The 24813-nt window shown below is 70.3% G+C and carries 22 protein-coding genes and 1 tRNA gene; 9 read left to right on the top strand and 14 right to left on the bottom strand.

Annotation, left to right across the window (positions count from 1 at the left end; translation table 11 throughout):
• Positions 1 to 61 precede the first annotated feature (61 nt).
• Complete coding sequence (locus GGQ59_RS09090) at positions 62 to 1276, top strand: MFS transporter (RefSeq protein ID WP_221400966.1); 1215 nt, start codon at positions 62 to 64, stop codon at positions 1274 to 1276.
• 1 nt (position 1277) lies between these two features.
• Here GGQ59_RS09090 and GGQ59_RS09085 read toward each other — a convergent pair whose 3' ends face one another.
• The 3 genes from GGQ59_RS09085 to GGQ59_RS09075 are packed head-to-tail and all read right to left on the bottom strand — an operon-like array spanning position 1278 to position 3807.
• Positions 1278 to 1997 carry a phosphocholine cytidylyltransferase family protein gene (locus GGQ59_RS09085; RefSeq protein WP_183817753.1) on the bottom strand — a complete coding sequence of 240 codons (720 nt, stop codon included), beginning with the start codon at positions 1995 to 1997 and terminating at the stop codon, positions 1278 to 1280.
• Entirely contained in the window at positions 1994 to 2647 is a 654-nt protein-coding gene (locus tag GGQ59_RS09080) for an HAD family hydrolase (RefSeq protein ID WP_183817751.1), read from the bottom strand. Before GGQ59_RS09080 ends, GGQ59_RS09085 begins: the two co-directional genes overlap by 4 nt.
• Entirely contained in the window at positions 2644 to 3807 is a 1164-nt protein-coding gene (locus GGQ59_RS09075; protein WP_183817749.1) for a CDP-alcohol phosphatidyltransferase family protein, read from the bottom strand. The genes GGQ59_RS09080 and GGQ59_RS09075 overlap by 4 nt, the downstream gene beginning before the upstream one ends.
• A gap of 41 nt (positions 3808 to 3848) precedes the next feature.
• Between GGQ59_RS09075 and GGQ59_RS15440 the strand changes: the two genes are divergently transcribed.
• Entirely contained in the window at positions 3849 to 4280 is a 432-nt protein-coding gene (locus tag GGQ59_RS15440; RefSeq protein WP_183817747.1) for an HIT domain-containing protein, read from the top strand.
• Between the two features lie 1330 nt (positions 4281 to 5610).
• Here GGQ59_RS15440 and GGQ59_RS09065 read toward each other — a convergent pair.
• The 4 genes from GGQ59_RS09065 to GGQ59_RS09050 all read right to left on the bottom strand — a co-directional run bounded on the left by GGQ59_RS09065 (position 5611) and on the right by GGQ59_RS09050 (position 8962).
• Positions 5611 to 6372, bottom strand: coding sequence for an NTP transferase domain-containing protein (locus GGQ59_RS09065; RefSeq protein ID WP_183817745.1), 762 nt, complete (start codon positions 6370 to 6372; stop codon positions 5611 to 5613).
• A gap of 3 nt (positions 6373 to 6375) precedes the next feature.
• Positions 6376 to 7554 (bottom strand): hypothetical protein, encoded by a 1179-nt coding sequence (locus tag GGQ59_RS09060; RefSeq protein WP_183817744.1) that lies wholly within the window; start codon positions 7552 to 7554, stop codon positions 6376 to 6378.
• Positions 7551 to 8324, bottom strand: coding sequence for a sterol desaturase family protein (locus tag GGQ59_RS09055; protein ID WP_183817742.1), 774 nt, complete (start codon positions 8322 to 8324; stop codon positions 7551 to 7553). The genes GGQ59_RS09060 and GGQ59_RS09055 overlap by 4 nt, the downstream gene beginning before the upstream one ends.
• Positions 8325 to 8452: 128 nt before the next feature.
• A complete protein-coding gene (locus tag GGQ59_RS09050) occupies positions 8453 to 8962 on the bottom strand; it encodes a DUF2141 domain-containing protein (protein ID WP_183817740.1) in 510 nt (169 codons plus the stop codon).
• A 53-nt stretch (positions 8963 to 9015) separates the two neighbouring features.
• On the opposite strand from GGQ59_RS09050, the gene GGQ59_RS09045 reads away from it, so the two are divergent.
• Genes GGQ59_RS09045 through GGQ59_RS09030 form a run of 4 tightly spaced genes read left to right on the top strand, consistent with a single transcriptional unit; the run spans position 9016 to position 13062 of the window.
• The gene (locus GGQ59_RS09045; RefSeq protein WP_183817738.1) at positions 9016 to 10191 is read left to right on the top strand and encodes an LptF/LptG family permease; all 1176 of its coding nucleotides are present in this window, start codon (positions 9016 to 9018) and stop codon (positions 10189 to 10191) included.
• Positions 10191 to 11270, top strand: coding sequence for an LptF/LptG family permease (locus GGQ59_RS09040; protein ID WP_183817736.1), 1080 nt, complete (start codon positions 10191 to 10193; stop codon positions 11268 to 11270). The genes GGQ59_RS09045 and GGQ59_RS09040 overlap by 1 nt, the downstream gene beginning before the upstream one ends.
• A gap of 53 nt (positions 11271 to 11323) precedes the next feature.
• Positions 11324 to 12157: a diacylglycerol kinase family protein gene (locus GGQ59_RS09035; RefSeq protein ID WP_183817734.1), complete on the top strand. Its 834-nt coding sequence runs from the start codon at positions 11324 to 11326 to the stop codon at positions 12155 to 12157.
• Complete coding sequence (locus tag GGQ59_RS09030) at positions 12154 to 13062, top strand: hypothetical protein (protein ID WP_183817732.1); 909 nt, start codon at positions 12154 to 12156, stop codon at positions 13060 to 13062. The genes GGQ59_RS09035 and GGQ59_RS09030 overlap by 4 nt, the downstream gene beginning before the upstream one ends.
• 66 nt (positions 13063 to 13128) lie before the next feature.
• Here the strand turns inward: GGQ59_RS09030 and GGQ59_RS09025 are convergent, their stop codons facing one another.
• Entirely contained in the window at positions 13129 to 14577 is a 1449-nt protein-coding gene (locus tag GGQ59_RS09025) for a sugar porter family MFS transporter (RefSeq protein ID WP_183817730.1), read from the bottom strand.
• A 223-nt stretch (positions 14578 to 14800) separates the two neighbouring features.
• Between GGQ59_RS09025 and GGQ59_RS09020 the strand changes: the two genes are divergently transcribed.
• Positions 14801 to 16669 (top strand): sialate O-acetylesterase, encoded by a 1869-nt coding sequence (locus tag GGQ59_RS09020; RefSeq protein ID WP_183817728.1) that lies wholly within the window; start codon positions 14801 to 14803, stop codon positions 16667 to 16669.
• Positions 16670 to 16734: 65 nt separating this feature from the next.
• On the top strand, positions 16735 to 17718 hold the full coding sequence (locus GGQ59_RS09015; RefSeq protein ID WP_183817726.1) for an aldo/keto reductase: 984 nt from the start codon (positions 16735 to 16737) through the stop codon (positions 17716 to 17718).
• Here the strand turns inward: GGQ59_RS09015 and modC are convergent.
• From modC to modA, 3 genes are read right to left on the bottom strand one after another with little or no spacing between them, the layout of a single operon-like run.
• Positions 17715 to 18791 carry a molybdenum ABC transporter ATP-binding protein gene (gene modC / locus GGQ59_RS09010; protein ID WP_183817724.1) on the bottom strand — a complete coding sequence of 359 codons (1077 nt, stop codon included), beginning with the start codon at positions 18789 to 18791 and terminating at the stop codon, positions 17715 to 17717. The genes GGQ59_RS09015 and modC overlap by 4 nt on opposite strands.
• Positions 18781 to 19455, bottom strand: a complete 675-nt coding sequence (gene modB, locus GGQ59_RS09005; RefSeq protein WP_183817722.1) for a molybdate ABC transporter permease subunit — start codon at positions 19453 to 19455, stop codon at positions 18781 to 18783. Before modB ends, modC begins: the two co-directional genes overlap by 11 nt.
• Entirely contained in the window at positions 19452 to 20204 is a 753-nt protein-coding gene (gene modA / locus GGQ59_RS09000) for a molybdate ABC transporter substrate-binding protein (RefSeq protein WP_221400964.1), read from the bottom strand. The genes modB and modA overlap by 4 nt, the downstream gene beginning before the upstream one ends.
• A gap of 125 nt (positions 20205 to 20329) precedes the next feature.
• Here modA and GGQ59_RS08995 point away from each other — a divergent pair, with 125 nt between their 5' ends.
• Positions 20330 to 22480: a prolyl oligopeptidase family serine peptidase gene (locus GGQ59_RS08995; protein WP_183817720.1), complete on the top strand. Its 2151-nt coding sequence runs from the start codon at positions 20330 to 20332 to the stop codon at positions 22478 to 22480.
• 24 nt (positions 22481 to 22504) lie between these two features.
• Here GGQ59_RS08995 and GGQ59_RS08990 read toward each other — a convergent pair.
• From GGQ59_RS08990 to queA, 3 genes are all read right to left on the bottom strand, one after another.
• Positions 22505 to 22580: transfer RNA gene (locus tag GGQ59_RS08990), tRNA-Lys, on the bottom strand.
• 36 nt (positions 22581 to 22616) lie between these two features.
• Positions 22617 to 23756 (bottom strand): tRNA guanosine(34) transglycosylase Tgt, encoded by a 1140-nt coding sequence (tgt, locus tag GGQ59_RS08985; RefSeq protein ID WP_183817718.1) that lies wholly within the window; start codon positions 23754 to 23756, stop codon positions 22617 to 22619.
• Positions 23753 to 24799 carry a tRNA preQ1(34) S-adenosylmethionine ribosyltransferase-isomerase QueA gene (queA, locus tag GGQ59_RS08980; RefSeq protein ID WP_183817716.1) on the bottom strand — a complete coding sequence of 349 codons (1047 nt, stop codon included), beginning with the start codon at positions 24797 to 24799 and terminating at the stop codon, positions 23753 to 23755. Before queA ends, tgt begins: the two co-directional genes overlap by 4 nt.
• Positions 24800 to 24813: the final 14 nt, after the last annotated feature.

The raw sequence follows: 24813 nt of genomic DNA, 5'->3' as shown, positions 1-24813 counted from the left end.
GGCGTTTCAATTCGGGAACCGAGGGGTTCACAGATGCTGCACCGCAGCGCAAAGCCAGCCCGTGCTTACCTTCATCCGTCAGAACCTCCGCTGGCTCTTCGGCGGCTTCCTCCTCACCATGTTCTCGTCGTTCGGGCAGACCTTCTTCATCGGTCTGTCGAGCGCGGAGATCAGGGCGCACTTCTCGCTCTCCGACGGCGGGCTCGGTCTCCTCTACATGACCGCGACGCTCGGCAGCGCCGCCACCCTGCCCTTCTTGGGCCGCGTCCTCGACGTCGCGCCGGGATGGCGGGTGACGGCCTTCACCATGCCTGCGCTCGCAGGGGCCTGCGTCCTCCTCGCCTACGCGCCGAACGTCGCGCTCCTGGTCCTCGCGCTCTTCCTCCTGCGCCTCCTCGGCCAGGGCATGATGAGCCACATCGCGCTGACCGAGACCGGCCGCTGGTTCGCGGCGAGCCGGGGGCGCGCGACCTCGCTCGTCGTCCTCGGCTATCAGGGCGGCGAGGCGATCCTGCCCGCGCTGAGCGTCGCGCTCGCGGCGGCCTACGGCTTCCGCGGCATCTGGCTCGGCTCGGCGGCGGTCCTCATCCTCGCGCTGCCGCTCATCACCGGTCTCCTCCGCAAGGAGCGCGCGCCCCGAAACGAGGAGGCGGCGGCGGTCTCGCCGGTGCGAAGCTGGACGCAAGGTGAGGTCGCGCGCGACCCGCTCTTCTACCTCCTGCTGACGGGCGTCCTCGCCCCGCCCTTCATCGGCACGACGATCTTCTTCTACCTCGGCACGCTGGCGGAGATCCGGGGTCTCGACCCGGCGGTCTTCGCCCTCGCCTTCCCGGTGAAGGCGGCGCTCACCGTCATCTTCGCGCTCGTCTGCGGACGGCTGGTCGACCGATTCGGCGCGGTAAGGATCCTGCCCTTCTTCCTCCTGCCCCTCGCGAGCGCTTGCATCGCGGTCGCGGTGACGCACAGCGCGGCGGGCGTCTTCGTCTTCATGGCGCTGCTCGGGGTCTCCTACGGCCTCTCCTCGACGCTGTTCGGCGCGCTCTGGCCTGAGGTCTACGGCACGCGCTACCTCGGCGGGGTCCGCGCGCTCGTAAGCTCCGGCATGGTCGTGGCGACGGCGATCGGCCCGGGGCTCGTCGGTCCGCTCCTCGACTTCGGCGTGCCCTACGAAGCGCAGCTCTACGGCATGGCGCTGTGGTGCGCGGCGGCCTGCGCGAGCCTCGTCTTCGCGACGCGTGCCGTGGTCGCCCGGCAGCAGGCGCCCGCAACGGCCTGAGTCAGCCGAACAGGGAGCGGACGGCCTCGTAGTCCTCCGGCGTGTCGAGCTCGGACCAGGTGCAGCCCTCGATCGAGCAGGTCTCGACGGTGATCCCGGACTTCGCGAGCCCGTCGATCGCCTTCAGGAACCAGGAGCGCACGCCCTCGGGGCTGCGCATCATCGCTTCGAGGCGATCGGTGAAGACGCGCGGCCCGTCCCCCATGAAGCGCAGCATGCCGATCGACTCGGCGTCGGTCTCGGAGTGGTTGAGCGTCTTGCCGATGCCCATGAGCTGCGTGCCGCGCAGCGTCACCTTCATGTCGTCCTCGTCGTAGGCGGCCTTCTTGTCGACGGTGACGGACACGGCGGCGGGCGGCGCGGAGAGGACGCGTTCGAGCAGCGCGTCTTCGAACAGCGTATCGCCGTTGATGAGGAGGAAGTCGCTCGTCATCCGCCCCCGCGCCATCCAGCACGAGGCGAGGTTGTCCGCGATCTGATAGAACGGATTGAACTGGCAGCGCACGTCCGCATTCGTCCCGTGACGCGCCACGTCCTCCTCGACGAGGTGGGGCAGGAAGCCGGTGATGACGGTGATATCGTCCACCCCTGCCCTCGCGAGCGCGCCGATCTGATGCCGCACTACGGTGACGCCGCCGACGTCGAGCAGGCACTTCGGCCGCGCCGCGGTCAGAGGCAGAAGGCGCGAGCCGCGTCCGGCGCTGAGGATGATGGCCTTCATGCGTCCCAGTCCTCCATTTCGAGCCCTTCGGCGGCGACCACCCCGGCGAGCGCGGGCGAAGGGTTCACCGCGACGCCGCGCCGCGCGAGCTTGAGGAGCCCGAGGTCGCTGACGTGATCGGAGTAGAAGGCGGCGAGGTCCTCGCCGCGCTTCTCCAGCAGCGCGCGGACCTGTCGCTCCTTCTCCTCGGCGTAGCAGTTCGGCCCCGAGAAGTGGTCTTGCAGCACGCCGTCCTTCCACGCCATCGGGGTGCAGAGCCGCGTCTCGATCCCGAGGCGGTCGCAGAGCGGATCGACGATCAGGTCCACCGCCGCCGTCGCGACCGCGACGCCGTGTCCGTCGGCTTTGTGCGAGGCGATCACGCCCTGCGCCTTCTTGCGCAGTCCCTCCGTGACCAGTCGATCCACGAATCGTTCGGCCAGCGGCCGAAGCTCGGCCTCCGTCCGGCCCGCAAGGCCGGTCCGAAGCGCCGCCTCCTTGACCTGCATGCGCGTGCCCTGACGCAGGCCGTAGGCGAGAGCGGCGGGCGCCATCGCGGCGCCGAGGCGAGCGGCGAAGCCCGGCTTCCCCTCGTTCGCGAAGAGAAGGAACTGCCGCCAGGTCGGCTTGCGCGTCAGCGTCAGGTCGATGTCGAAGATCGCTAGGCTCACGCCGCCTCCAACCACGAAGTCTGCTCGCCGCCCTCTGCCTCGAAGAGGCGCACGGCATGGAAGACGAGGCAGATCGCCGTCCAGGCGGCGACGACCGCGATCCCGACCGCCGGCGCGGCGAGGATCACCGCGACCATGAAGACGAACATGTTCGGGTTGCGACGCGCGCTGAACGACCGAAGAAGGCTGTCCGCCGGACGCCAGACGTGGATGTGGAAGCCGTGCCTGCGGATGAAGATGCCCTCGACCACGCGGTCCGCGCAGTAGCCGACGAGGATGATCCACAAGGACAGCTCGAGCCACTCGGGCGCGACGCCCGGGAACGCGCCGCTCTGCACCGTCCCCTGATACCAGGCCCAGTACCAGAACGGCGGGTGGATCAGGTCGAGGCCGTGGTCGAACCGGTTGCCCCACTTGGAACTCGTCATCGTCGTGCGTGCGAGCTTGCCGTCCACGGTATCGAGGAAGGTCATGCCCCAGCCGCTCAGGAAGCCTAGGACCCACTGCCCTTGCATGAAGAAGAAGAAGGCGAGGATCGTCAGAACCAGGCTGGCGGTCGTCACCATGTTGGGCGTGAGGCCCGCGCCCGCCGCCCAGCGCGTCACCGCGAAGGCCGGACGCGGCCAGGCGTACTTGGTGACGAAGTCCGTCACGCCCTTGTAGGCGGACTGGAACAGGCGCCACTCGACGTCGGACGGGGCGGTCGAGAGAAGGTCGAGCGCGTAGGGCGCCTCGCGCTTGCGCAGCTGGTGATCGTAGCGGCCCGCCAGCCCCTCGGCGTCGTAGGGCGCGAGGCCCAGCGCTTCGAGCGCGCCCTCGTCGAGGTCGGCCTGCATCATCGCGGCGATCGGTGCCTCGGCTTCGCCCGCCGGAAGGTGGGCGGCCGCCAGGCGCCGCTGTCCCGTCGCGGTTCGCTCGACCAGCGCCGTGCCCGGCCGCCTGACGAGCGCCCGCATCAGCGCCGGGGAGAGGATCCAAGCCGCATCGACGAGGATGCGCCCCTGCGCGTTCCCCACGCCCGCCTTCGACCACGCCCGCGCCTGCCACTCGTCGAGGTCGAGACCGTAGAGGCGAACGGGCAGCGAGCCGACGACGCGCAGTGGCTGCTCTGCAGGATCGGACGAGGCCACGGCGGCGTTGGCGACGGTATCAGGGGTCATGCTACCCCCAGGCAGAAGCGCGGAAGAGAACGGAGAGCGGAGTGAGGCATCATTCGACCTATGAGAAGTTCGGTGGGGACGGAAGCCTGATCCATGCCTATCGGCACTGGTCCGTCCTGATCCGGCCCAAGCAGGCGACCCTGGGCGCGATGGTGATGGTGGCGCATGCGGAGGTGACCGCAGTCTCCGCCCTGCCGGACGAGGCCTTCGCCGAGCAGGCGAGCGTCGTGCGCGACGTCGAGGCGGCGCTGCGGGCGGCCTTCGCGCCCGACAAGATCAACTACCTGACCTTGATGATGGTCGATCCTCACGTCCACGCGCACATCCTTCCCCGCTACGAGACGCCGCGCGCCTTCGCGGGCAGCGAGAAGCGGGACGTAGGGTGGCCGGGCGTTCCGGACCTCTCGGCCTCCGTCGGCGACGTGGCTGCGGCGGCGAAGGAGGCTTTGTCGAAGGTCTGGCCGGCCGCCTGACCGCCGGCGCCCTGCCAGGCGTGCCCGCGTGCCAGGAGAACGGCGACGGCGACGGTCGCGAGGCTGCTCGCGAGGAGGGCCAGGCCCGCGCCCTCGACGCCGAAGCGGCCGGTGAGCGGGAAGAAGGCGGCGAGGAGCGTCACGAGCCCCGCGGCCCTGGCGATCAGCGGCTTGCCCGGGTGCCCCGTCGCGTAGAAGGCGGGAAAGAGCGGCGCGACCGCGCCGCCGAGCGCCGCGGCGAGCAGCAAGAGGACGGAGATCGTCGCCGCCTCGGCGTAGATCGGCCTGCCCAGGAGCCCTGCGAGGAGCGGCGGCCCCGCGATCCCGAAAGCGAGGCTGAGCGCGCCGCCGAAGGCCAGGAGCGCCGCGCCCGTGCGCAGCACCACGCCGACGACGCGGCCGCCCTCGCCCCGCGCGGTCAGCGTGGCGAGCTCGGGATAGATGACCCGGTCGATGGCCTTCGTGCTCTTGGAGAGGATGGAGGCGACCTCCTGGCCGACCTTGAAGAGCGCCGAAGCGTGCGCGCCGCCCGCGATCCCGGTCAGGACGAGCGGAAGTTGCGTCGTGCCCGAGCCGAGGCTCGCATCGAGGTTGGTGAGCCAGGCGAACTTCCACACCCCTTCGGCCGGCGCCTTCAGCGTCGGTCCGCCGGAGAAGACGAGCGCCCGGTCGCCGTCCTCGCCGAGCGCCCGCCAGCCGAGGACCATGAGGATGAGGTAGGAGGTCAAGGACGCGGCGTACCAGGCGCAGAGGAAGCCGATCAGCCCGCCGCCGAGGAACAGGACCACGAGCCCACCGACGAGGCGAAGGGTCGAGATGACGACGGACTGCGCCGCGAGGACCGCGAAGCGACCGCTGAGGCGAAGGACGCCGAGGCTCGCCGAGGTCTGCTTGAAGAGGATGAGGGTGAGGTAGGACAGGAGCACCGGCAGCGGCAGCACCGACAGCGCGCCCGAGGCCTCGACGCTGAGGCTGCAGACGAGGACGGCGAGGCTGAAGGCGGCGGCGGCGGCGACCGCGTCGAGCGTCGCGCAGAAGCGGACGGTCCGCGCGTAGCGCTCGTCGTCCTTCGCCGCCTTCGCCTCGGCGCCGAAGCGCACGACGGTCAGCCAGGATTCGAAGGTCACCGCCTCGGTGAAGACGAGGACGAGGGCATGGACGAAGACGAGCGTGCCGAACTCCGCCGGGGTCAGAGCGCGCGTCGCGACCGCGAGCGCGCCGAGCGACAGGACGCCGCCGCCGATCTTGGCGCCGACCATCAGGCCGGTGTTGCGCCGAACGCGCCGCCCCATGCCGGTGGACCCCGGCAGGCGCTCCGCCCGCCCCGCGCTCATGCCTCGCCTCTCAGGACGGCCTCGACGAGGGCGAGGTCCGAGGGCTTGTCCACGTCCACCGCGGCGGCGCCGTCCGCGAGCAGGATGGGAGCGACGTTCGCACCGAGGCGGCGGGAAGCGTGCTCGAAGAGCCCGCCGAGCGTGAGACGCTTGAGGGCGTATGCGACCAGGACGGAAGGTCCGATCCGGCGCGCGAGGCGCAGGGGCCGCTTCCGGTCCGCCTCGGCGCGCCGCCAGAAGCGCACGCCTTCGAGGCCGCGCTCGTTCGCCAGGTAGAAGAGGTTGCAACCCGAGACCTCGGCGCCGCGGAACCGCAGATAGGTCCGCGAGACGCCGGGAAAGCGCGCCTCGATCGCCTCGCGCCGGGTAAGGCCCACGCAGAGGTCAGCGCCGCTCGCCTTCGCCTGCGTGACGAAGGCATCGACCAGTTCGCGCGTGAGCAGCGCGTGGTCGGCCGTGGTGACCAGCAGCGGCAGCGGCGCGCCCGCCTCCGCCGCGGCGAGCACGGCGCTCGCCGGGCTCGCCGCGGGCGGGGCGATGTGGCGCGCAGGCGCTTCTTCGGCGGTCAGGCCGCTGATCCAGACGTCGAAGCCGTCGAGCGCTTCGAGCACCCGCTCGACCATCGGTCGGCCCGCGACGGGAAGAAGGGCCTTGGTCGCGAGGCCGGGATGCGCCGCCAGGAGCGGGTCGTCACCGCCCCTGCGCCCGGCGAGGACGAGGGCAGAAGGCTGCCCGGTGCTGTCCGCCCCTGCGCCCACGGCTCAGAGCGCCTTTCCGACCATGCGGTAGGTCTTGTAGACCTCGGCGCCCGACAGCTTGATCAGCCGCTGGACGTCGACGTTGTTGTCGAGCACCCAGGACATCTCGCAGGTCTTGATGCCCTTGGCGCGGCCCGCGGCGAACGCCTCCTCGAAGAGCGAGCAGACCAGAGCCACGCCGGTGCGCGACTTCTGAAGGTCCTGCTTCACGCCCATCAGCATCATGCGAGCGGTCGTCACCTCGTGCCGCTTGAGGCGCCACAGAAGCTTCGCCCAGCCGAAGGGCAGCATCCGCCCGGAAAGGTCGCGCGCCGCCTCGTTCACGTTCGGCGCCATGACGACGAAGGCCATGGGCTCGCCGTTCTTCTCGCCGATCCAGAAGGCGTCGGGCTCCAGGAGCGGCTTCAGCTCGCTTGCGACGTGATCGACCTGCTCGTCCGAGAACGGCAGGTAGCTCCAATTGTTCGCCCAGGCGTCGTTGAAGATCGCCATGCAGGCCCGGACGTCCTCGCGGAACCGCTTCGGCTCCATCTTCCGGAGGCGCAGGCTCGGGTCGGCCTCCACCTGCGCCTGGAGCTTCTGAACGACGGGCGGCCGCGGGTAGTGCGCGTCGAGGTCCACGACGAAGGCGAGGAGGCGCATCTTCGTCTCGTAGCCCGTCGCCGCAACGGCCTCGGCGAGGGCGGGCCGCGCGTAAGGCATCATCAGCATGGGGGGCGTGTCGAAGCCGCTCTCGGGCAGGCCGATCTCCTCGTTCACCGAGAAGTCGTAGGGCCCGACGATCTGCGTCATCCCGAGGCCGCGCAGGTGTTCCTCGGCCGCGCGCAGGAGCGCCGCGACGACCCTCTGGTCGTCCACTGCTGCGAGGAGGCCGAAGTGCCCCGCCCCGTCTTCGTATCGGTCCAGATGGGCGCGGTTCAGGAAGGCCGCGATGCGCCCGACGACCTCGCCGCGCCGCTCGCAAAGGAACAGCGCGTGCTGCTCGGTCGGCTCCTTGCCGCTCAGGTGCCGCTTCAAGTGGCTCGCCCGCTCGAACCGCAGCGGCGGGCGGAAGTTGGGGTCGCGCCCGTAGAGCGTGTAAGGCAGGTCCAGGAACGCGCGGCGGCCCGCCGCATCGTCTACGCGGCGGACCGTCAGGTCGGCGTCGATGAGGGCGTCCGGCGCCTCGCCCAGCGGGCTCACGCCTCGAGCGGCGCGCCCGGACGGGGCCGCCCCTTCGGCACGTCGGTCCCGTCGCCGGAGAGCTGCTCGACCCAGGGGTAGCGCTTGGCGACCTCTGACGTGTAGCCGAGGTTCCGCACCGTCGCGCTGCGCGGCAGCGGCTTGGCGGCACCCTCCCCGTAGAACGAACCGAGCAGCCTGTCCGGCCAGAACTCGGTGATGCCGTAATTGCCGTTCTCGTTGTGGAAGTGGTGCAGCAGGTGCAGCCGCTTCATGCGCTGAAGGCGCGCCGAGTCAGGCAGGTAGCCGAGGTGCTGGATGCAGTGCACGTACTCGTACAGCATCGTCATCAGAAGGCCGGTCGCGACCGCCAGGAAGAAGCCGGGCCAGCCCGCGATCAGCGCCCCGGTGACGCCGCAGAGGATGCCGATCGTCGGCAGCGTGTTGGCGAGGCTGCCGAAGAGGACCGACAGGTCGTTCGGACGGCGGTGGTGATCGTAGTGGATCCGCTTCCACAGCGCCGAAGTCTTCTGGAAGCGGTACAGGAACTGGCTGTGCAGGACGAAGCGGTGCAGCCCGTACCAGAAGAGCGGGTAGAGCAGCACGACCGCGACGACCGACAGCGCGCCGCCCATGAGGGACGGGCCGAGCGCGAGGCCCGCGATAAGGCTGGCGACCAGCAGGATCGCATAGGCCCAGACGCCCGGATAGGTCGCATAGGCGCGGTTCAACTCGCGCAGACCCATCTTATCGAGCAGGTAGTTCTGTTCTTTCCAGCGGCGGGCGAACATCGGGCAGGCTCCAGCGCGTCTCGGCGTTAGCGAAGGAGCGGTACATGGCCCGCCCCTTTTAACCACGCTACCATGCGGCCGTCACATCCTGTTCATGTCTGTGACACCGAACGGTCGCGGTTCGGCGGTCAGTCGGCGGTGCGCAGCGAGAGGGTGATCGCCGCGCCCCGGTCGGTCACCTCGAACAGGCTGGGCTCGATGGGCGGGAAGCCGAGCTTCAGCTTCGGATCGTTGGACAGCGCGAAGGGCTCCTTCGGCATCAGGTTCCACTTCTTGTCGAGGTCCCGGTCGCCGTCCTCGTCGTGATAGGTCGCGGCGGCGTAGAGGCCCGGGGGCGGCGCCGTCATGCAGACGGTCTGGCTGCCCTTCTCGGCCGGCACCCGTATGCGGCGCACGCGGCCCTTCTTGTTCAAGAAGCGGTCGGGGTCGTTCTCGTAGACGTCGACGGTAAGGATGCCGACGGCCGCCTCTATCCCCGTCACGGTGATCTTGAGCTGAACGGCATAAGGATCGCAGGAATCGGGCGCTTCATAAGGCCTGATGTCGAGTTCCTGCGCCGCCAACCCGGCGCTGGCCAGACAGGCCGCGGACAAAGCCGCGACGGCCGCGCCCTTCCTTCTCGGTGCGTTTGTCTTCATAACCCAGCCGTACGTTGCTCGCCCTGCACGTAAGGTCCCTCTACCACATCATCATGAGCCTCCTTGATCGATATGTGTTTCGGAACGCTGCGTTCGTCGTCGGCGGACTGGTGCTGCTCGCACTGTCCGTCCTGATGCTCGAGCGGATGCTGCGGATCATGGAGGTGATCTCGCTCAGCTCGAACCCGGCCTCGGACGCGGTGCGCATGGTGATCAACCTGATCCCGCACTATCTCGGCCTCGCCATCCCGGCGGCGTTCCTGCTCGGCACCATCATCGCGACGGATCGTCTCAACCGCGGCGAGGAGCTGACGGCGATCCTTGCCTCCTCGGTGCCGCTGACGCGCTTCGCCAAGCCCTTCATCCTCCTCTCCATCATGCTGTCGCTGCTCGTGGTCTTCGTCGAAGGCTACATGCAGCCGCATAGTCGCTACGGGTACCGCGAGGCGGTCCACATCGCGCAGCAGCAGACATTCACCGGCGCCTTCCGCGAGGGCAAGTTCGTGCGGCTCGGCGACCGCACGATCTGGACCCGCGACGAGCTCGGCGACACGGGCGGCGTCACGGGCGTCTTCATCCACGAGCTCCAGCCGGACGGCACGATCCGCGTCGCGACCGCGCCCGAAGGCGTGCTGCGCGTCGATCCCCAGACGCGTGTGCCGAGCCTGATCCTCAGCGGCGGCGCGTCCTACGTGGTCCGGCCGGACGGCACGCCCGAAGCGTCTGTCCGGTTCGACACCCTCGCCGTGGCGGGCGCGGAGGAGCTGACGGCCTACCGCCCGCGCGGCGTGGACGAGGAGGAGATGACAATCGGGGAGCTCCTCGGCGCGCTGTCCGAGGGCGGCCTGACGGAGGACCAGGCGCGGGCGGCGGGCACGGCGCTCAACACGCGCCTGTCCCGCGCCGCCATCTTGATGACCTTCCCCTTCATCGGCATCCCCCTGGGCATGAGCTTCAACCGCTCCCAGCGCTCGGGCGGCGTCTTCGTCGGCCTCCTCTACCTCGTCCTCCTGCAGAAGACGCTCGAGGCGGCGAGCGCTGCCGGCATGGCCGGCCAGGTGCCCGCCTGGCTCGGCTGCTGGGGCGCCGTGATCGCCAGCGCGAGCCTCGGCGCGTGGCTCTTCTACCGCTCCGCCTACACGGCCGCGCCGCCGCCGATGGAGTCGCTGCCCGACCTGCCCAAGCTTCCGCGCTTCGGTCGCCAGAACCCCGTGCCCGCGGGGGCGTGATGGGGGGCAGCCAGTTCCGCTTCGCCGTCTATCTCAGCGGCATGCTCGCCAGCCGTTGGGCCATGGCCGCGATCGCGAGCGTGACCCTGATCGGCCTCCTCGACAGCCTCGCCAACTCTTCCGAGATCGCCGAGCGGGCCGAGGCGATGGGCGCCGGGGGCGCGACCACCTACCTGATTCAGCGCATGCCGGTGATCTTCGACCGCACTCTCTTGGTCGCGATCCTCCTCGCCGTCGTCCTGACCTACGTCTCCCTCGTGCGGCGGCGGGAGATCGTCGCGCTGACCGCGGCGGGCCTCTCCGCCTTCCGCCAAGTCGTGCTGATCGCGCCGATGACGCTGCTGATCGCCGGCCTGTCGATCCTCATCGTCGACACGGCCATGCCGAGCGCCGTGCGCGGCCTTCAGTCCTGGGGCGCGCCGGGCTACTCCGGGGACCTCCTCTCCGATGAAGACCCCCTTTGGATCGCCGACCAGGGCCGGATCGTCCGCATCGCCTCCCGGCGCGGACCCGAGACCTTCGGCGACGTGCAGATCTACGACATCGGCGAGGACGGAGCGCCGAGCGCGATCACCTTCGCCGACACCGCGACGTGGAGGGGGGACGAGGAGTGGGAACTCGGCGGCACCCGCGTCGTCTCGTTGGAGCCCGGTGCGCCGAAGCCTTCCGCCCGGTGGCGGAGCGAGCAGACGCCCGCCTCGCTCGACCGCGTCATCGCGGAGCCGCGCGACCTGTCCCTCGCCGACATGCAGGCGCTCGAGCAGCTGCGAGGTTCGGGCAGCCGGCCCGGCTTCACCTATCAGACCTGGTTCATCCACCGCCTGACGCGCCCCCTCGCCGCCCTCGCGCTCGTCCTGTGCTCCGTGCCCCTGATGCAACAGCTCAGCCGGCAGGCCTCGGGAGACCTCGCCATGATCGGCTGCCTCGCGCTCGGCTTCGGCTACCTCATCTTCGACGGCGTCATGCTCTCCTTCGCCGAGGCGGGCGCGACCAAGCCAGGCTGGGCCATCGCCTTCCCGATCGGCCTCTTCGCGCTCCTCGGCGTCTACCTCTGCCTCAGTCGGGAGAGGCCGCGCTGAGGCCTCTCCTGCTGACGAACCCCGAGAGCCACACGGTCGCGACGCGTGGCTCCGTGCTCGCGCGCGTGGACCTGCCGGGGGCAGCCCGCGCCGTGCCGGACTTCGGCGCGATCGAGGCGCAGATCGAGGGCCACGACCTCATCGCGGTCGAAGGCGGCGACGGCACCGTGCTCGCGGTCACCACGGCGGTCATGCGACGGGTCGAGGCCGGGGCGCCGGCCCCCCGCCTGATCCTCGTCCCCGGCGGCATGACCGATCTCGTGGCCCGCATCGCAGGCGCCCCGCGGGAGGCGAGCGTCCTCACCCGCCTCCTGACGAAGGGCGGCCGCCTCCGCCGCCTGCCCGTCCTCAGGGTCGAGGGCGCGGGCGACCCTCTCTTCGGCTTCTTCCTCGCCGCGGGCGCCGTGCCGCGCGGCATCGCCTACGCCCGCGAGGCGATCCAGTCTCAGGGCGCTGAGGGCAGCCTGCAGGTCGCAGGCGCCGTCGCGGGCATCGCGTGGGGCGAGAAGGGACGACGCAAGGCGATCATGGCGCCTGACGCGACGCGGGCGGACCTCGACGGCGAGACCTTCGGCCCGGACGCGCGCTTCGCCCTCGTCACCACTCTGCCCGGCCTGATGGTCGGCCTCGATCCTTTCTGGGGCCGCGAGAAGGCGCCGATCCGCGTGACCCTGGCGCGGGGCGACAGCCGCCACCTGCGCCGCCGCCTGGTCCAGCTCTGGCTCGGCATGAAGCCGAACCGGACGGCGGTCGACGGCTACCTCAGCCGCAACGTCCATACCTTGCGGCTGGACACCGAGGCGCCGCTCGTCCTCGACGGCGAGGACATCCCGACCGGGCCTCTGACGGTCACTTCGCCTCGGTCCCTGACGGTGGTGATGCCGTGACGGATGCGGTGCTCGACGTCGTCGAGGCGGAGCAGGCCCCGCCCCCCGCCCGCCTGCTCGCGCTGACCGAGGCGATCCGCGCCCGCGCGCCCCGCGATTCGATCGCAGGCTTTCTCTTCTACGGCTCGGGGCTGCGCGAGTCGGACGATCCGTCGAAGATGCTGGACCTCTACGTCCTCGTGCACAGCTACCGCGCCTTTCATGGCCGCGCGCTCAGCGCGGCGGCGAACGCCGCCCTGCCGCCCAACGTCTTCTACCTCGAGGTGCCGACGCCCGAGGGCGGGACGGTCCGGGCGAAGGCTTCGGTCCTCTCCCTCCCCGCCTTCGAACGACGCGCGAGCGAAGCGGCGCTCCTCTCGTCGGTCTGGGGACGCTTCGCGCAAAGGACGCTGGTGGTGGAGCCTCAGGACGAAGAGGTCCGGTCCCGGATGCTGCGCGGCCTCGCCGCCAGCGTGCGCAGCTTTGCGAGCGCCGCCCTGCCGCTCTTCTCCGGTCCCGTCACCGCGCGAGCGTTCTGGACCGGCGCCCTCGCCGCGTCCTACCGAACGGAGCTTCGCGCCGAGGACGCCGAGGGCCGTGCGGCCAGCATCGTCGAGGCGGACCTGCGCCGCTACGAAGCGCTGACGACAGCGCTCTTCGGCACGCCGGACGCGGAGGGCCGCCATGCCTTGCCGAAGGGCGGTGCCGACAGGTGGGCGCTTCGTCGCGCGCTCGGCAAGCCGCTGACGGTGGCGCGGGTGCTCAAGGCCGCCTTCACCTTCGACGGCGGCGTCGACTATGCGCTGCACAAGCTCAAGAGCCACTCCGGCGTCGAGCTGCAGCTGACCGAGAGCCAGCGCCGCCATCCGATCCTTTGGTCACCGGTGCTCCTCGCCAAGGTCCTGCGCAGCGGCGCCTGGCGTTAGCCGACCAGCAAAGAAAAAGGGCGGACCCGAAGGTCCGCCCTTTCGTCTGAAGAGAGGCTGACGGCCTCAGCCGACCATGTCCTCGAGTTCCATGCCCTTGGTCTCGCGCACCATCTTGGCGACGAAGAACACCGAGACGAGCGCGAAGAAGGCGTAGATGCCGTAGGCGCCCGCCAGGCCGATGCCCGCGAGGAAGATCGGGAAGCTCCAGGTCACGAGGAAGTTCGCGAGCCATTGCGACAGTCCCGCGACCGCCAGGGCCGAACCGCGGAACTGGTTCGGGAACATCTCGCCCAGGAGCACCCACATCACCGGACCCCAGGAGAGGTTGAAGGCGAAGACGTAGGCGAGGCCCGCGACCAACGCGACCGTGCCCATGGAACCGGACAGCTGCAGGTTGCCGTCATCGCCGAGGCTGCCGGTCGAGAAGGCGAAGCACATGATGCCGAGGGTGACGACCATGCCGATCGAACCCCAGAACAAGAACGGCTTGCGCCCGACGCGGTCGATCATGGCGAGGCAGACGACCACGGCCAGGATGCTGATCCCGCCCGAAAGGACGTTCTGCAGCAGCGCGCTGTCCTCGGAGAAGCCGGCCGACTGCCACAGCACCGCGCCGTAGTAGAAGATGACGTTGATGCCGACGAGCTGCTGGAACACGGCGAGGCCGATGCCGACCCAGACGATCGGACGGATCTTGCCGCCATTCGTCAGGTCGGAGAAGCGCGGCTTGTGATCACGCGCGAGCGTACGCTCGATCTCGGCGACCTTGGCGTCCGCGCCGCCGCCGAAGAGCTTGGCGAGCACGCCTTTGGCGCTATCGGCCTTGCCCTTCGCGACGAGGAAGCGGGGGCTCTCCGGGATCGCGAAGAGCGCGCCGAGGAAGATGAAGGCCGGCAGCAGCTCGACCCAGAACATCCAGCGCCAGGTCTCATAGCCCAGGGCGAACTCAGCCGTGGAACCCCCGGCCGACCGCGCGAGGAGGAAGTTCGACAAGAACGCGATGAAGAGGCCCGTCACGATGGCGATCTGCTGCGCCGTGCCGAGCGCGCCCCGGTGACGCGCGGGCGCGATCTCGGAGATGTAGGCGGGCGACATGACCGACGCCGCGCCGACGGCGAGGCCGCCGATGATGCGGTAGATGACGAACTCGGTGACGCCGGTCGCGATCCCCGACCCCCAGGCCGAGATGATGAAGCAGACGGCCGCCACCATCAGCATGGCCCGCCGCCCGAACGCATCGGCGAGGCGGCCCGCCGCGAGCGCGCCCGCGGCCGAGCCGAGCAGCATCGAGGAGACGGACCAGCCCGTGCCGACCGTCGTCGATCCGAAGGCCGTCTGAAGGCCGTCGACCGTGCCGTTGATCACGCCCGAGTCGAAGCCGAACAGGAAGCCGCCGAGCGTGGCGATGACCGCGATGGTGATGATGTAGGCAGTGTTCGGCGCCGCGAGGACGTGCGCGCCGTGCGCCCCCTCCGGCGTTTGCGCCCCCTCGGGCGTGGTGGTGACGCTCATCTTGTTCCTACCCTAGCTTGGCGAGCCGATTCGCCTGTTTTGTGACTTGTGATCGCTATCATGTTGCCGGAGCGCCCGGCAACCTCGCTGCATCCGGCGGTTGGCGGAGCCTCTTCGGGCTCTCTACCCTCCACCGAGTCCAACGAGACAGGAAACGCCTCGAATGATCTTACACGCTGCCCTTCTAGCAATCGCCGTGCAAGCCGCGGCTGACGACGGCTCGGTGTCCTTTTCCAGCGACGTCGGCGACTCGATGGTCGTGCAGCGCGACGAGCCGATCGCGATTCGCGGTACGGCGGCGCCGCGTACGCGCGTCACGGTCAGGCTCGGCGACGCGACCCAGCGCACGCGCGCCGACCGGAACGGGCGGTTCGAGGTCACCCTGCCGGCCATGTCCGCCGGCGGCCCCTACACGCTCAGCGCGGACGCGGGCGACGGCTATGCCGAGGTCTCGGACGTTCTCGTCGGCGACGTCTGGCTCTGCTCGGGCCAGTCGAACATGGAGTTCCCGGTCAGGAAGGCGCTCAACGCCGACGACGAGCTTGCCAAGCCGACGAGCGAGACGATTCGCGTCATGAAGGTTCCGCTCGAGGCGACCCCTGCCCCGGCCGACGCTCTGCCCGACGGGGCGGCTTGGAAAGTCGCCTCCGCCGAGAGCCTGCGCGACTTCTCGGCCGTCTGCTACTTCGCCGCGCGCGAGGTTCAGGAGAACGAGGACGTGCCCCTCGGCCTCATCGACAACTCCTGGGGTGGCGCGCAGATCGAGGCCTATGTCAGCGCCGAGACGCTGAAGGAGACGACGGACGAGTTCGGCGACGAGCTGGCCCTCCTCGCGGACTATGCGAAGGACGAGGCGGACGGCCTCGCGACCTTCGGCGAGCAGTGGGAAGCCTGGTGGCACGACGCTGCCGGCGACACCTCGCCCTGGGCCGAGGACCACGACGCGTCGGCGTGGAAGGCCGTGCCCGCGATGAGCGATTGGCGGGAGTGGGGCGACCCGCGCCTTTCGGGGTCGGACGGCGTCGTCTGGCTGCGCAACACCGCCGACCTCACGGCGGAGCAAGCCGCCGCCGAGGCGCCCGTCCTGTCGCTCGGCTCGCTCAGCGAGGTCGACTCGGTCTGGATCAACGGCGAGTACGTCGCCAACGAGTTCGGCTGGAGCACGCCACGCGATCACGCGCTGCCGCAAGGCGTGCTGCGCGAGGGCGAGAACACGATCGTCGTCAACGTGAACAACCGGTGGGGCCCTGGCGGCCTGCACGGCCCGGCCGAGGCGATGCAGCTTCGGGCGAACGGCACGGTGCCGCTCGCCGAGGGCTGGACCTACGACGTCGCGCCGAAGGAGGTCGGCCAGCCGCCGCGCGCGCCGTGGGAGTCCGTCCACGGACTGACGACCATCGCCAACGGCATGATGGCGCCCCTCGACGGGCGCCGGTTCAAGGCGGGCGTCTGGTATCAGGGGGAATCGAACACCGGCAAGCCGGACACGTACGAAGCGCTCCTCAACGCCATGATCGCGGAGTGGCGCGGAATGTTCGGCGAGGACCTCCCCGTCGTCCTCGTCCAGCTGCCGGGCTTCGGCGCCTTGCCTGCGGGTCCTGCTGACTCTGGCTGGGCGGGCGTGCGGGAGGCGGAGCGGCAGGTCGCGCTCGATGACGAGAACGTCGGCCTCGCCGTCATCATCGACGCGGGCGACCGCTTCGACATCCATCCCGCCAACAAGCAGATCGTCGGCCACCGCGTCGCGACCATGCTGGAACGGCTCGCCTACGGCGAAGAGGGCGCGACGGACGGCCGCTCGCCGGCGGCGGCGCGGATGGACGGCGGGGACGTCGTCGTGACCTTCCCCGACGGCCCTGAGATCCGGGCCGTCGGCTACGGCGCGCCGGTCGGGTTCGAGCTGTGCGAAGAGGACGGCGCGTGCCGCTACGCCGCCGCGGTGCTCGACGGCGACGAGGTCAGGCTCGACGCCGAGGGCACGTCGCCGACGGAGGTCCGCTACGGCTGGGCCGACGTGCCGCTGGTCAACCTCTACGAAGAGGACGACCGCCCCGTCACGCCGTTCCGCCTCCCCATCGAGGCGGCTGACTGACGGCCGGAATTGCCTAGTCCGCCCTTCCGGCATAGCTCCCTGGCTCTGAGACGCTGGAGGACGCCGTGAGACACAGACGACTGGGCAAGACGGGCTTCGAAGTTTCCGAGGTCGGGCTCGGCTGCTGGCAGCTCGGCGGCGACTTCGGTCCGATCGAGGACGAGAAGGCGAAGTCGGTCCTCGCGGCCGCCACCGAGGCGGGGATCGACTTCTTCGACACCGCCGACGTCTACGGCGACGGACGCAGCGAGGCGCTGGTCGGGGAGCATGCGGCGTCCCTGCCCCGCCGGCCGGTCCTCGCGACGAAGGTCGGCCGCACGGCCGACCTCTATCCCGACGCCTACGGACGGGACGGCGTTCGCGACCACCTCAAGCAGTCGGCGGACCGCTTGCGGGTCGACGCGCTCGACCTCGTCCAGCTCCACTGCGTCCCGCCGGAGGTCCTGCGCGGCGGCGACCTCTTCGAGGTGATGAACGAGGCGCAGGCGGACGGCCTCGTCCGGGCGTGGGGAACGAGCGTCGAGACGATCGAGGAGGGCATGGTCTGCCTGGACGAGCCCGGCTGCGCCTCCATCCAGCTCATCTTCAACATCTTCCGCCAGGACGCCGCCGACGAGCTCCTGCCGCGCGCGAAGGAACAGGACGTCGGCATCATCGTCCGCCTGCCCCTGGCGAGCGGGCTTCTCACGGGCAAGTTCAGCCGCGACACGCACTTCGCGCCGACCGATCACCGCAACTACAACCGCAACGGCGAAGCGTTCTCCGTCGGAGAGACCTTCTCCGGCATCCCCTTCGATACCGGCTTGGATCTCGTCGACAAGGTACAGGCCGCGCTGCCCGATCACGACGGCTCCCTCGCCCAGGTCGCGATCCGCTGGTGCCTGGACCACGACGCCGTCAGCTCGGTCATCGCCGGCGCGTCCAAGCCCGCTCAGGCCCGCGCCAACGCCGCCGCCTCGGAGATGCCGGCGCTGTCGCCGGAAGTGCATGACGAGCTGCGGAAGCTCTACGACGCCGAGGTGAAGCCCGCGATCCGCGTCCCGGTCTAATCGTCGAAGCTGGCGCTCTTGATCAGGGCGAAGACGGCTTGCCCTTCGTCGAGCGCGAGCTCGGCGGCGGCCGCCTTGGTGATCTGCGAGCGGAGCGGGTCGCCCGCCGCGTCCAGAACGATTTCGGCGAAGGCCGTCCCGGGTTCGGGCTGCACCGATGCCACCTGCGCCGACAGGACGTTCCTGATGCTCAGCCCTCGCGGCGGCGCCGTCGCGAGGGCGACGTTACGCGGATCGACGTAGAGGCGGACGGCGGCGCCCACCGCGCGCTCCCGTGCGAGAGGCACGAAGACCGCCCCCGCGCCGGTCTCGATCGTCGTCAGCCAAGCTTCCTCGTCGTGCCCCGCGACGGTTCCCGTAAGGACGCTGCCGGCATGTCCGGCTATGCCCTCCGCGCTCAGGACCTCCGCCGTCGGACCGAACGCCGCGATTCGGCCGCCGCTCATCACGGCCGTGCGCTCCGCGAGGAGCGCCGCCTCGCGCGCATCGTGGCTGACGAGGAGGACGGGCAGCGCGAAGCGCGCGATGAGCGCCTCCAGATAGGGAAGGATCTCCGCCTTCCGCCCCCCGTCGAGGCCTGCCAGCGGCTCGTCGAGTAGGAGCAGCCTCGGCCCGCAAAGCAAGGTGCGGGCGAGCGCGACGCGCCGCCCTTCCCCGCCGGACAAGGTCGCGGGGCTGCGGCTTAGTAGGTCGCCGAGGGCGAACGCCTCGACGACCTCGTCGAGGCCGAACGCCTGCTCGCGCCTCTGCCCGCGCTTCTGCGCGTAAGCGAGGTTCCGCTCGACGCTGAGGTGGGGAAACAGCCTTCCGTCCTGGAATACGCTGCCGACCGGACGGCGATGAGGCGGAACGAAGCGGCCGGCGCCGGCCTCGAACCAGACCGCTTCGCCGAAGGCGATGCGTCCCGCCTGGGGCCGCACGAACCCGGCGACCGCGCGAAGAAGCGTGGACTTGCCGCTGCCGCTCGGTCCGAAGACGGCGGTGCAGCCCGACGGGGGAAAGCGCTGCGCCACGTCGAGCGTGAAGTCACGGTAGCGAACGACCGCTTCGACCTCGAGCGCGTCAGACCGCACGGGCGGGCCTCCGCCTGAACAGGGCGACGCAGAGAAGGACCGCGAAGGAGAAGCTCAGCAGGATCAAGGAGAGCGCGTGCGCATCGCCGTAGGACAGGGTTTCGACCGCCTCGTAGATCGCGATCGACACGACGCGCGTCTCCCCGGCGATGTTCCCGCCGACCATCAGGACGACGCCGAACTCGCCGATCGTGTGCGCGAAGCTGAGGACCGCGGCGATCAGGAAGCCGCGCGCCGAGAGCGGCACGGCTATGCTCCAGAAGGCGTCGAGCGGCGAGGCGCGAAGGCTCTGCGCCGCCTCGAGCAGCGGCTCCGGCACCGCCTCGAAGGCGGCTTGAAGCGGCTGCACGGCGAAGGGCAGCGAGTAGAGGACCGAAGCGAGGACGAGCCCCGTGAAGGAGAAGGTCAGCGTACCGCCCGTAAGCTCCAGCCAGGCGCCTCCTATCGGCGAGGCGGGACCGAGGCCGATCAGGAGGTAGAAGCCGAGCACGGTCGGCGGCAGGACGAGCGGCAGCGCGACGACCGCTTCCACGAAGGGCCTTGCCCGCGACCGCGTCCGTGCGAGCCACCAGCCGAGCGGCGTGCCGAGGGCGAGCAGGATCGCCGTCACCACGAGGGCCAACCGCACGGTGAGCCAGAGCGCGGCGGCGTCGGCGCCGCTCATTCCGCCCCGTCGCCGTAGCCGTAGCGTTCGAGGACCGCGCGTCCCGCCGCGCTGCGCAGGAAATCGAGGAACGCGGTTGCCGCCTCGTTCTCCGCCCCGCGCCGAAGGAGCGCCGCATCCTGACGAACGGGCGTGTAGAGCGCTTGCGCCGGGGTCCACCACCCGCCCCGTTCTTCCTCGGGCAGAGCGAGGATCTGGGACAGCGCGACGAAGCCGAGCTCCGCATTGCCCGTCCGCACGAAGGCGAAGGCCTGCCCCACATCCTCGCCGAGGACGAGCTTCGGCGCGAGCGCTTCTTCGACGCCGACGGCGCCGATCACCTGCATCGCCGCCGCGCCGTAGGGCGCGAGGGAGGGGTTCGCGACGGCCAGCCTGCGGAAGTCTCCCGCCTTTAGCCGCTCTTCGTTCGCGGCGCCGTCCGGTGCCCAGAGCACGATCCGCCCCACGGCGTAGGTGAAGCGCGACCCCGGTACGGTCATCCCCCCCGCCTCCAGCCTGGCGGGCCGATCCTCGTCGGCGGCGAGGAAGACGTCGAACGGCGCGCCGTGCACGATCTGCGCGTAGAGCTTGCCCGTCGATCCCGCCGCCAGCGTGACCTCGTGGCCGGTCTCGGCTTCGAAGGCGGCTTCGAGCGCCTCCATTGCCGGGACGAAGTTGCCGGCGACGGCCACCCGCACCTCCGCCGCCGCGGCGGGACGCATGAGCGCGCCGAGAACGACGAGAAGGAAGAAGAGCGAACGATGCGGCAAGCAGGGGCCTCGGGGTTGCGTCCGCGCCGCCCTAGCGCGCTTCGCGTTCGGCCGAACAGCAGCACGCAGCTTGCAGGCCGCCGCGCCCCCGCCCAAGCACATCGGCAAGCTCTGCGAGGTTCGCCATGCGATCGCTACTCCTCACGGCCGCTGCGGCGGCGCTTCTGACCGGCACCGCCGCCGCGCAGGAGACTCCTGGCGCCGAAGGTGCGGGCTACGATCGGGCCGATCCCTTCTCGTGGCTCGAGGACGTCGAAGGGGAGCGGACGCTCGAGAAGGTTCGCGCCTGGAACGAGCGCTCCCTTCCGGTCCTCGAGGCGGTGCCGGCCTATGACGACCTCTACGACGAGGCGCTGGCGGTCCTGACCTCGGACGCGCGGATCCCCGCGCCCGAGATCAGGGGCGAGTACGTCTACAACTTCTGGCAGGACGAGGCGCATGTCCAAGGCCTGTGGCGGCGTTCGTCCATCGAGGCCTATGCGGGCGGCGCGCCTGAGTGGGAAATCCTCCTCGATGTCGACGCGCTGCGCGAGGCGGAGGGCGAGGACTGGGTCTGGCACGGCGCGAGCTGCGCCCCCGCCAGCGACCGCTGCCTCGTCTCCCTCAGCCATGGCGGCTCGGACGCCGACGTGGCGCGCGAGTTCTCGGTCGAGACGAAGGCGTTCGTGGAGGGCGGCTTCGTGCTGCCGGAGGCGAAACAGGACGCAGCCTGGGTGGACGAGGACACGCTGCTCGTCGCGACCGATTGGGGCGACGGCACGATGACCGAGTCGGGCTACCCCTTCGTCGTGAAGCGGTGGCGGCGCGGCACGCCGCTCGGCGAAGCGGTGCCCGTGTTCGAGGGCCAGCCTAAGGACGTTCGCGCCGCCGGCATCACGGTGCATCGGGGCGGCCGGACATACGCCTTCGTCCTGCGCGCCGAGACGTTCTTCGAGGACGTCCTCTTCTATCAGGGCGAAGACGGCCTGACGAAGCTGCCGATTCCGAAGCGGGCGGACTTCGAGGACATCGTGGACGGCAAGCTGATCGTCCTTCTGCGCGAGGACTGGTCCTATCAGGGCACGGCGTACGCGCAGGGTGACCTGGTCGCCCTGTCGCTCGAAGACATGACGGCGGAGGCCGTCTTCTCGCCCAATGACCGGCAGGCGGTGCAGCGGGCGGCGGCGACCTCGGACGCGCTCTACGTCGAGCTCTTGGACGACGTGGCGGGCGAGGCGATCCGCCTGACGCCCGGGCCGGACGGCTGGACAGCGGAGACGCTGGCGCTGCCCGAGAACGGCGTCGTCTCGATCGCGGCGGCGGACGGCGACCGGCCGGACCTCTTTTTGTCCTTCGAGAGCCTGACGCAGCCCGACACGCTCTATCACTACGACGCGGGCAGCGGCATGGCCGAGGTCATGGCCCTGCCCGCCTTCTACGATGCGTCCGATGTCGTCGTGGAGCAGCGCGAGGCGGAGAGCGCGGACGGCACGCGCGTCCCCTACTTCGTCATGGGCAAGCGCGACGTGCTGGAGGCAGGCGACGCGCCGACGATCCAGTACGGTTATGGCGGCTTCCTGATCCCGATCCTGCCTGTCTACTACGACGACCCGGCCCGGCCGCAGAACGGCGCGCTCGCCGGCAAGATGTGGGTGTCGCGCGGCGGCGTGCTCGTCCTCTCGAACATTCGCGGCGGCGGCGAGTTCGGGCCCGCCTGGCACGAGGCGGCGCTGAAGGAGAACCGCCAGCGGGCGTTCGACGATTTCATCGCGATCTCGGAGGACCTGATCGCGGACGGCGTGACGACGCCGGGCAAGCTCGGCGCGATCGGCCGGTCGAACGGCGGGCTCCTCATGGGCGCGATGCTGACGCAGCGGCCGGACCTATACGCCGCGCTCGATATCGGCGTGCCGCTGATCGACATGTTCCGCTACGACAAGCTCCTCGCGGGCGCGTCCTGGGTCGGAGAGTACGGCGACCCCGACATCCCCGAAGAGCGGGCGTTCATCGGCGCCTACTCGCCCTACCAGAACCTGTCGGCCGACGCGGACTACCCCGTCCCCTTCATCTACACCTCGACCAAGGACGACCGCGTCCACCCCGGCCACGCGCGCAAGCTGGCCGCGAAGCTCGAGAGCTTCGGCGACGACTTCCTCTACTACGAGAACATCGAGGGCGGGCACGGGGGCACGGCCAACCAAGAGCAGCTCGCCATGCGAACGGCGCTCGAATACGCCTACTTCGTGCGGCAGCTGATGGGACAGACCCAAGAGGCGGACGGCAGCAGAAGCGACTGAGCCGTCCGAACCTCGGGAATGGGATGGTGAGCCCGACAGGGATCGAACCTGTGACCCGCTGATTAAAAGTCAGCTGCTCTACCAACTGAGCTACGGGCCCACGCAAGGCGGGAGGTAGAGGCGTGCGCGCGGGCCGTCAACCGGCCCCTTGCCCACCTGCGCGTTCTTGGTGTCGCGCCCTGAACGCGGCGGCGAACTCTGCGAACGCCCCCGCCTCGATCGCGTCGCGCATGGCGCGCATCAGCGCCTGGTAGAAGGCGAGGTTGTGCCAGGTGAGGAGCGTCGCCGCGAGGTACTCGCCCGCCCGGAAGAGGTGGTGGAGATACGCCTTCGAGTAGTCGCGGCTCGCCGGACAGTCCGAGGTCGCATCGAGCGGCGCCTCGTCGTCGGCGAAGCGGGCGTTCTTGAGGTTGATCGGGCCGTCCCATGTCCAAGCCTGACCGTGCCGCCCGGCTCTCGTCGGCAGGACGCAGTCGAACATGTCGATGCCCCGTTCGACGGCGCCAAGGATGTCGAGCGGCTTTCCGACGCCCATCAGGTAGTGCGGCTTGTCCTCAGGCAGGAGCGGGCACGTCGCGTCGAGCACGCGCAGCATCGCCTCGCGTCCCTCCCCGACCGCGAGCCCGCCGACGGAGTAGCCGTGAAACCCGATGTCGGTCAGCGCCCGCACCGAGGCCGCCCGCTGGTCCGGGAAGACCGAGCCCTGCACGATGCCGAAGAGCGCCTGGTGTCCGCCCGCCATGCGCTCGAAGGCGGCCTTGGACCGCTTCGCCCAGCGCACCGACATCTCCATGCTCTCGCGCGAAGCCGCCTCCTCGATGGGAAAGGGCGGGCACTCGTCGAGCTGCATCTGGATGTCGGAGTGCAGGAGGCACTGGACCTCGATCGAACGCTCCGGCGTCAGCATGTGGCGCGAGCCGTCGATGTGGCTCGCGAACTCGACGCCCTCTTCGGTCAGCTTGCGGATGTCCGTCAGCGACATGACCTGGAAGCCGCCGGAGTCAGTTAAGATCGGCCCGTCCCATCCCATGAAGCGGTGAAGCCCGCCGAAGCGGTCCACCCGCTCCGCCGTCGGGCGCAGCATCAGGTGATAGGTGTTGCCGAGCACGACCTGCGCGCCCGTCTGCTTCACGTCGCGGAACTGCATCGCCTTGACCGTGCCCGCCGTGCCGACCGGCATGAAGGCGGGCGTGTCGATGGGGCCGCGAGACGTGGTGATGCGGCCGCGACGGGCGGCGCCGTCCGTGTGCGTCAGCTCTAAGGTGAAGGGTGTCATTCGCGCTCCAGGAGGCACGCATCGCCGTAGGAGTAGAAGCGGTACCCCGCCTCGACCGCGTGCGCGTAGGCGGCCTTCATCGTGTCCGTCCCGCTGAACGCGCAGACCAGCATGAATAGTGTCGAGCGCGGCAGGTGGAAGTTGGTGAGGAGGACGTCGCAGGCGCGAAAGTCGTAGCCCGGCGTGATGAAGATGTCTGTCTCGCCTAAGAACGCGCGGACTTCGCCCGAAGCGGCCGCCGTCTCGGTCAGCCTGAGTGCGGTCGTGCCTACGCAGACGATCCGCCCACCCCGCGCCTTCGCCTCGCGCATGGCGGCGGCGGCCTCCTCGGAGACGTGTCCCCACTCGGCGTGCATCTTGTGGTCCGACGTCTCCTCCGCGCTCACCGGCAGGAAGGTGCCCGCCCCGACGTGGAGCGTGACGTGGACCGCCCCGATGCCGCGCGCCTCGCAGGTCGCCAGCACTTCGGGCGTGAAGTGCAGCCCGGCGGTCGGCGCCGCGACGGAGCCCTCGGCCTGGGCGAAGACGGTCTGGTACCGCTCGCGGTCCTCGTCGTCCGCGGGGCGGCGACGCGCGATGTAGGGCGGCAGCGGCATGTGCCCCGCCGCGCGCAGCGCCGCATCGAGGTCGCCCTCCGCGTCGAGCCGCAGGCTGACTTCCCCGCCATCGCGAGACAGGACCGTCCCCGAAAGCCCCGCGCCGAAGTCGATCCGGTCGCCGTCGCGCAACCGCTTTCCGGGCCGCGCCAGCGCGCGCCAGACCCCCTCGCCCACCGGCGCGAGCAGGTTCGCCTCGACCGCGACGTCCCCGCCCCCGCCCTCCGGCCGCGCGGGCCGGATGCCGCGCAGCGCCGCGGGCAGCACCTTGGTGTCGTTGAGGACGAGGAGGTCGCCGGGGCGCAGGATTTCGGGCAGCTCGGCGAAGCGCCGGTCGCCGAAGCCCCCGCCCCGCACGTGCAGCAGGCGCGAAGCGTCCCTGCGCTCGGCCGGGCGAAGGGCGATCCTGTCCTCGGGCAGGTCGAAGTCGAAGTCGGCGGTCCGCATCCTGGCCGTCTAGC

The sequence above is a fragment of the Parvularcula dongshanensis genome (assembly GCF_014199615.1).
Classification (GTDB): Bacteria; Pseudomonadota; Alphaproteobacteria; order Caulobacterales; family Parvularculaceae; genus Parvularcula; species Parvularcula dongshanensis.
The sequence above is the reverse complement of the archived record's forward strand: the minus strand, read 5'-3'. Positions and strand labels throughout refer to the sequence as shown.

Coding starts and splice junctions, on each gene's coding strand:
- GGQ59_RS09085 (WP_183817753.1), bottom strand. CDS start 1,997: ATGAAGGCCATCATCCTCAGCGCCGGACGCGGCTCGCGCCTTCTGCCT.
- GGQ59_RS09075 (WP_183817749.1), bottom strand. CDS start 3,807: ATGACCCCTGATACCGTCGCCAACGCCGCCGTGGCCTCGTCCGATCCT.
- GGQ59_RS09055 (WP_183817742.1), bottom strand. CDS start 8,324: ATGTTCGCCCGCCGCTGGAAAGAACAGAACTACCTGCTCGATAAGATG.
- GGQ59_RS09050 (WP_183817740.1), bottom strand. CDS start 8,962: ATGAAGACAAACGCACCGAGAAGGAAGGGCGCGGCCGTCGCGGCTTTG.
- GGQ59_RS09045 (WP_183817738.1), top strand. CDS start 9,016: ATGAGCCTCCTTGATCGATATGTGTTTCGGAACGCTGCGTTCGTCGTC.
- GGQ59_RS09040 (WP_183817736.1), top strand. CDS start 10,191: ATGGGGGGCAGCCAGTTCCGCTTCGCCGTCTATCTCAGCGGCATGCTC.
- GGQ59_RS09025 (WP_183817730.1), bottom strand. CDS start 14,577: ATGAGCGTCACCACCACGCCCGAGGGGGCGCAAACGCCGGAGGGGGCG.
- modB (WP_183817722.1), bottom strand. CDS start 19,455: ATGAGCGGCGCCGACGCCGCCGCGCTCTGGCTCACCGTGCGGTTGGCC.
- GGQ59_RS08995 (WP_183817720.1), top strand. CDS start 20,330: ATGCGATCGCTACTCCTCACGGCCGCTGCGGCGGCGCTTCTGACCGGC.
- tgt (WP_183817718.1), bottom strand. CDS start 23,756: ATGACACCCTTCACCTTAGAGCTGACGCACACGGACGGCGCCGCCCGT.
- queA (WP_183817716.1), bottom strand. CDS start 24,799: ATGCGGACCGCCGACTTCGACTTCGACCTGCCCGAGGACAGGATCGCC.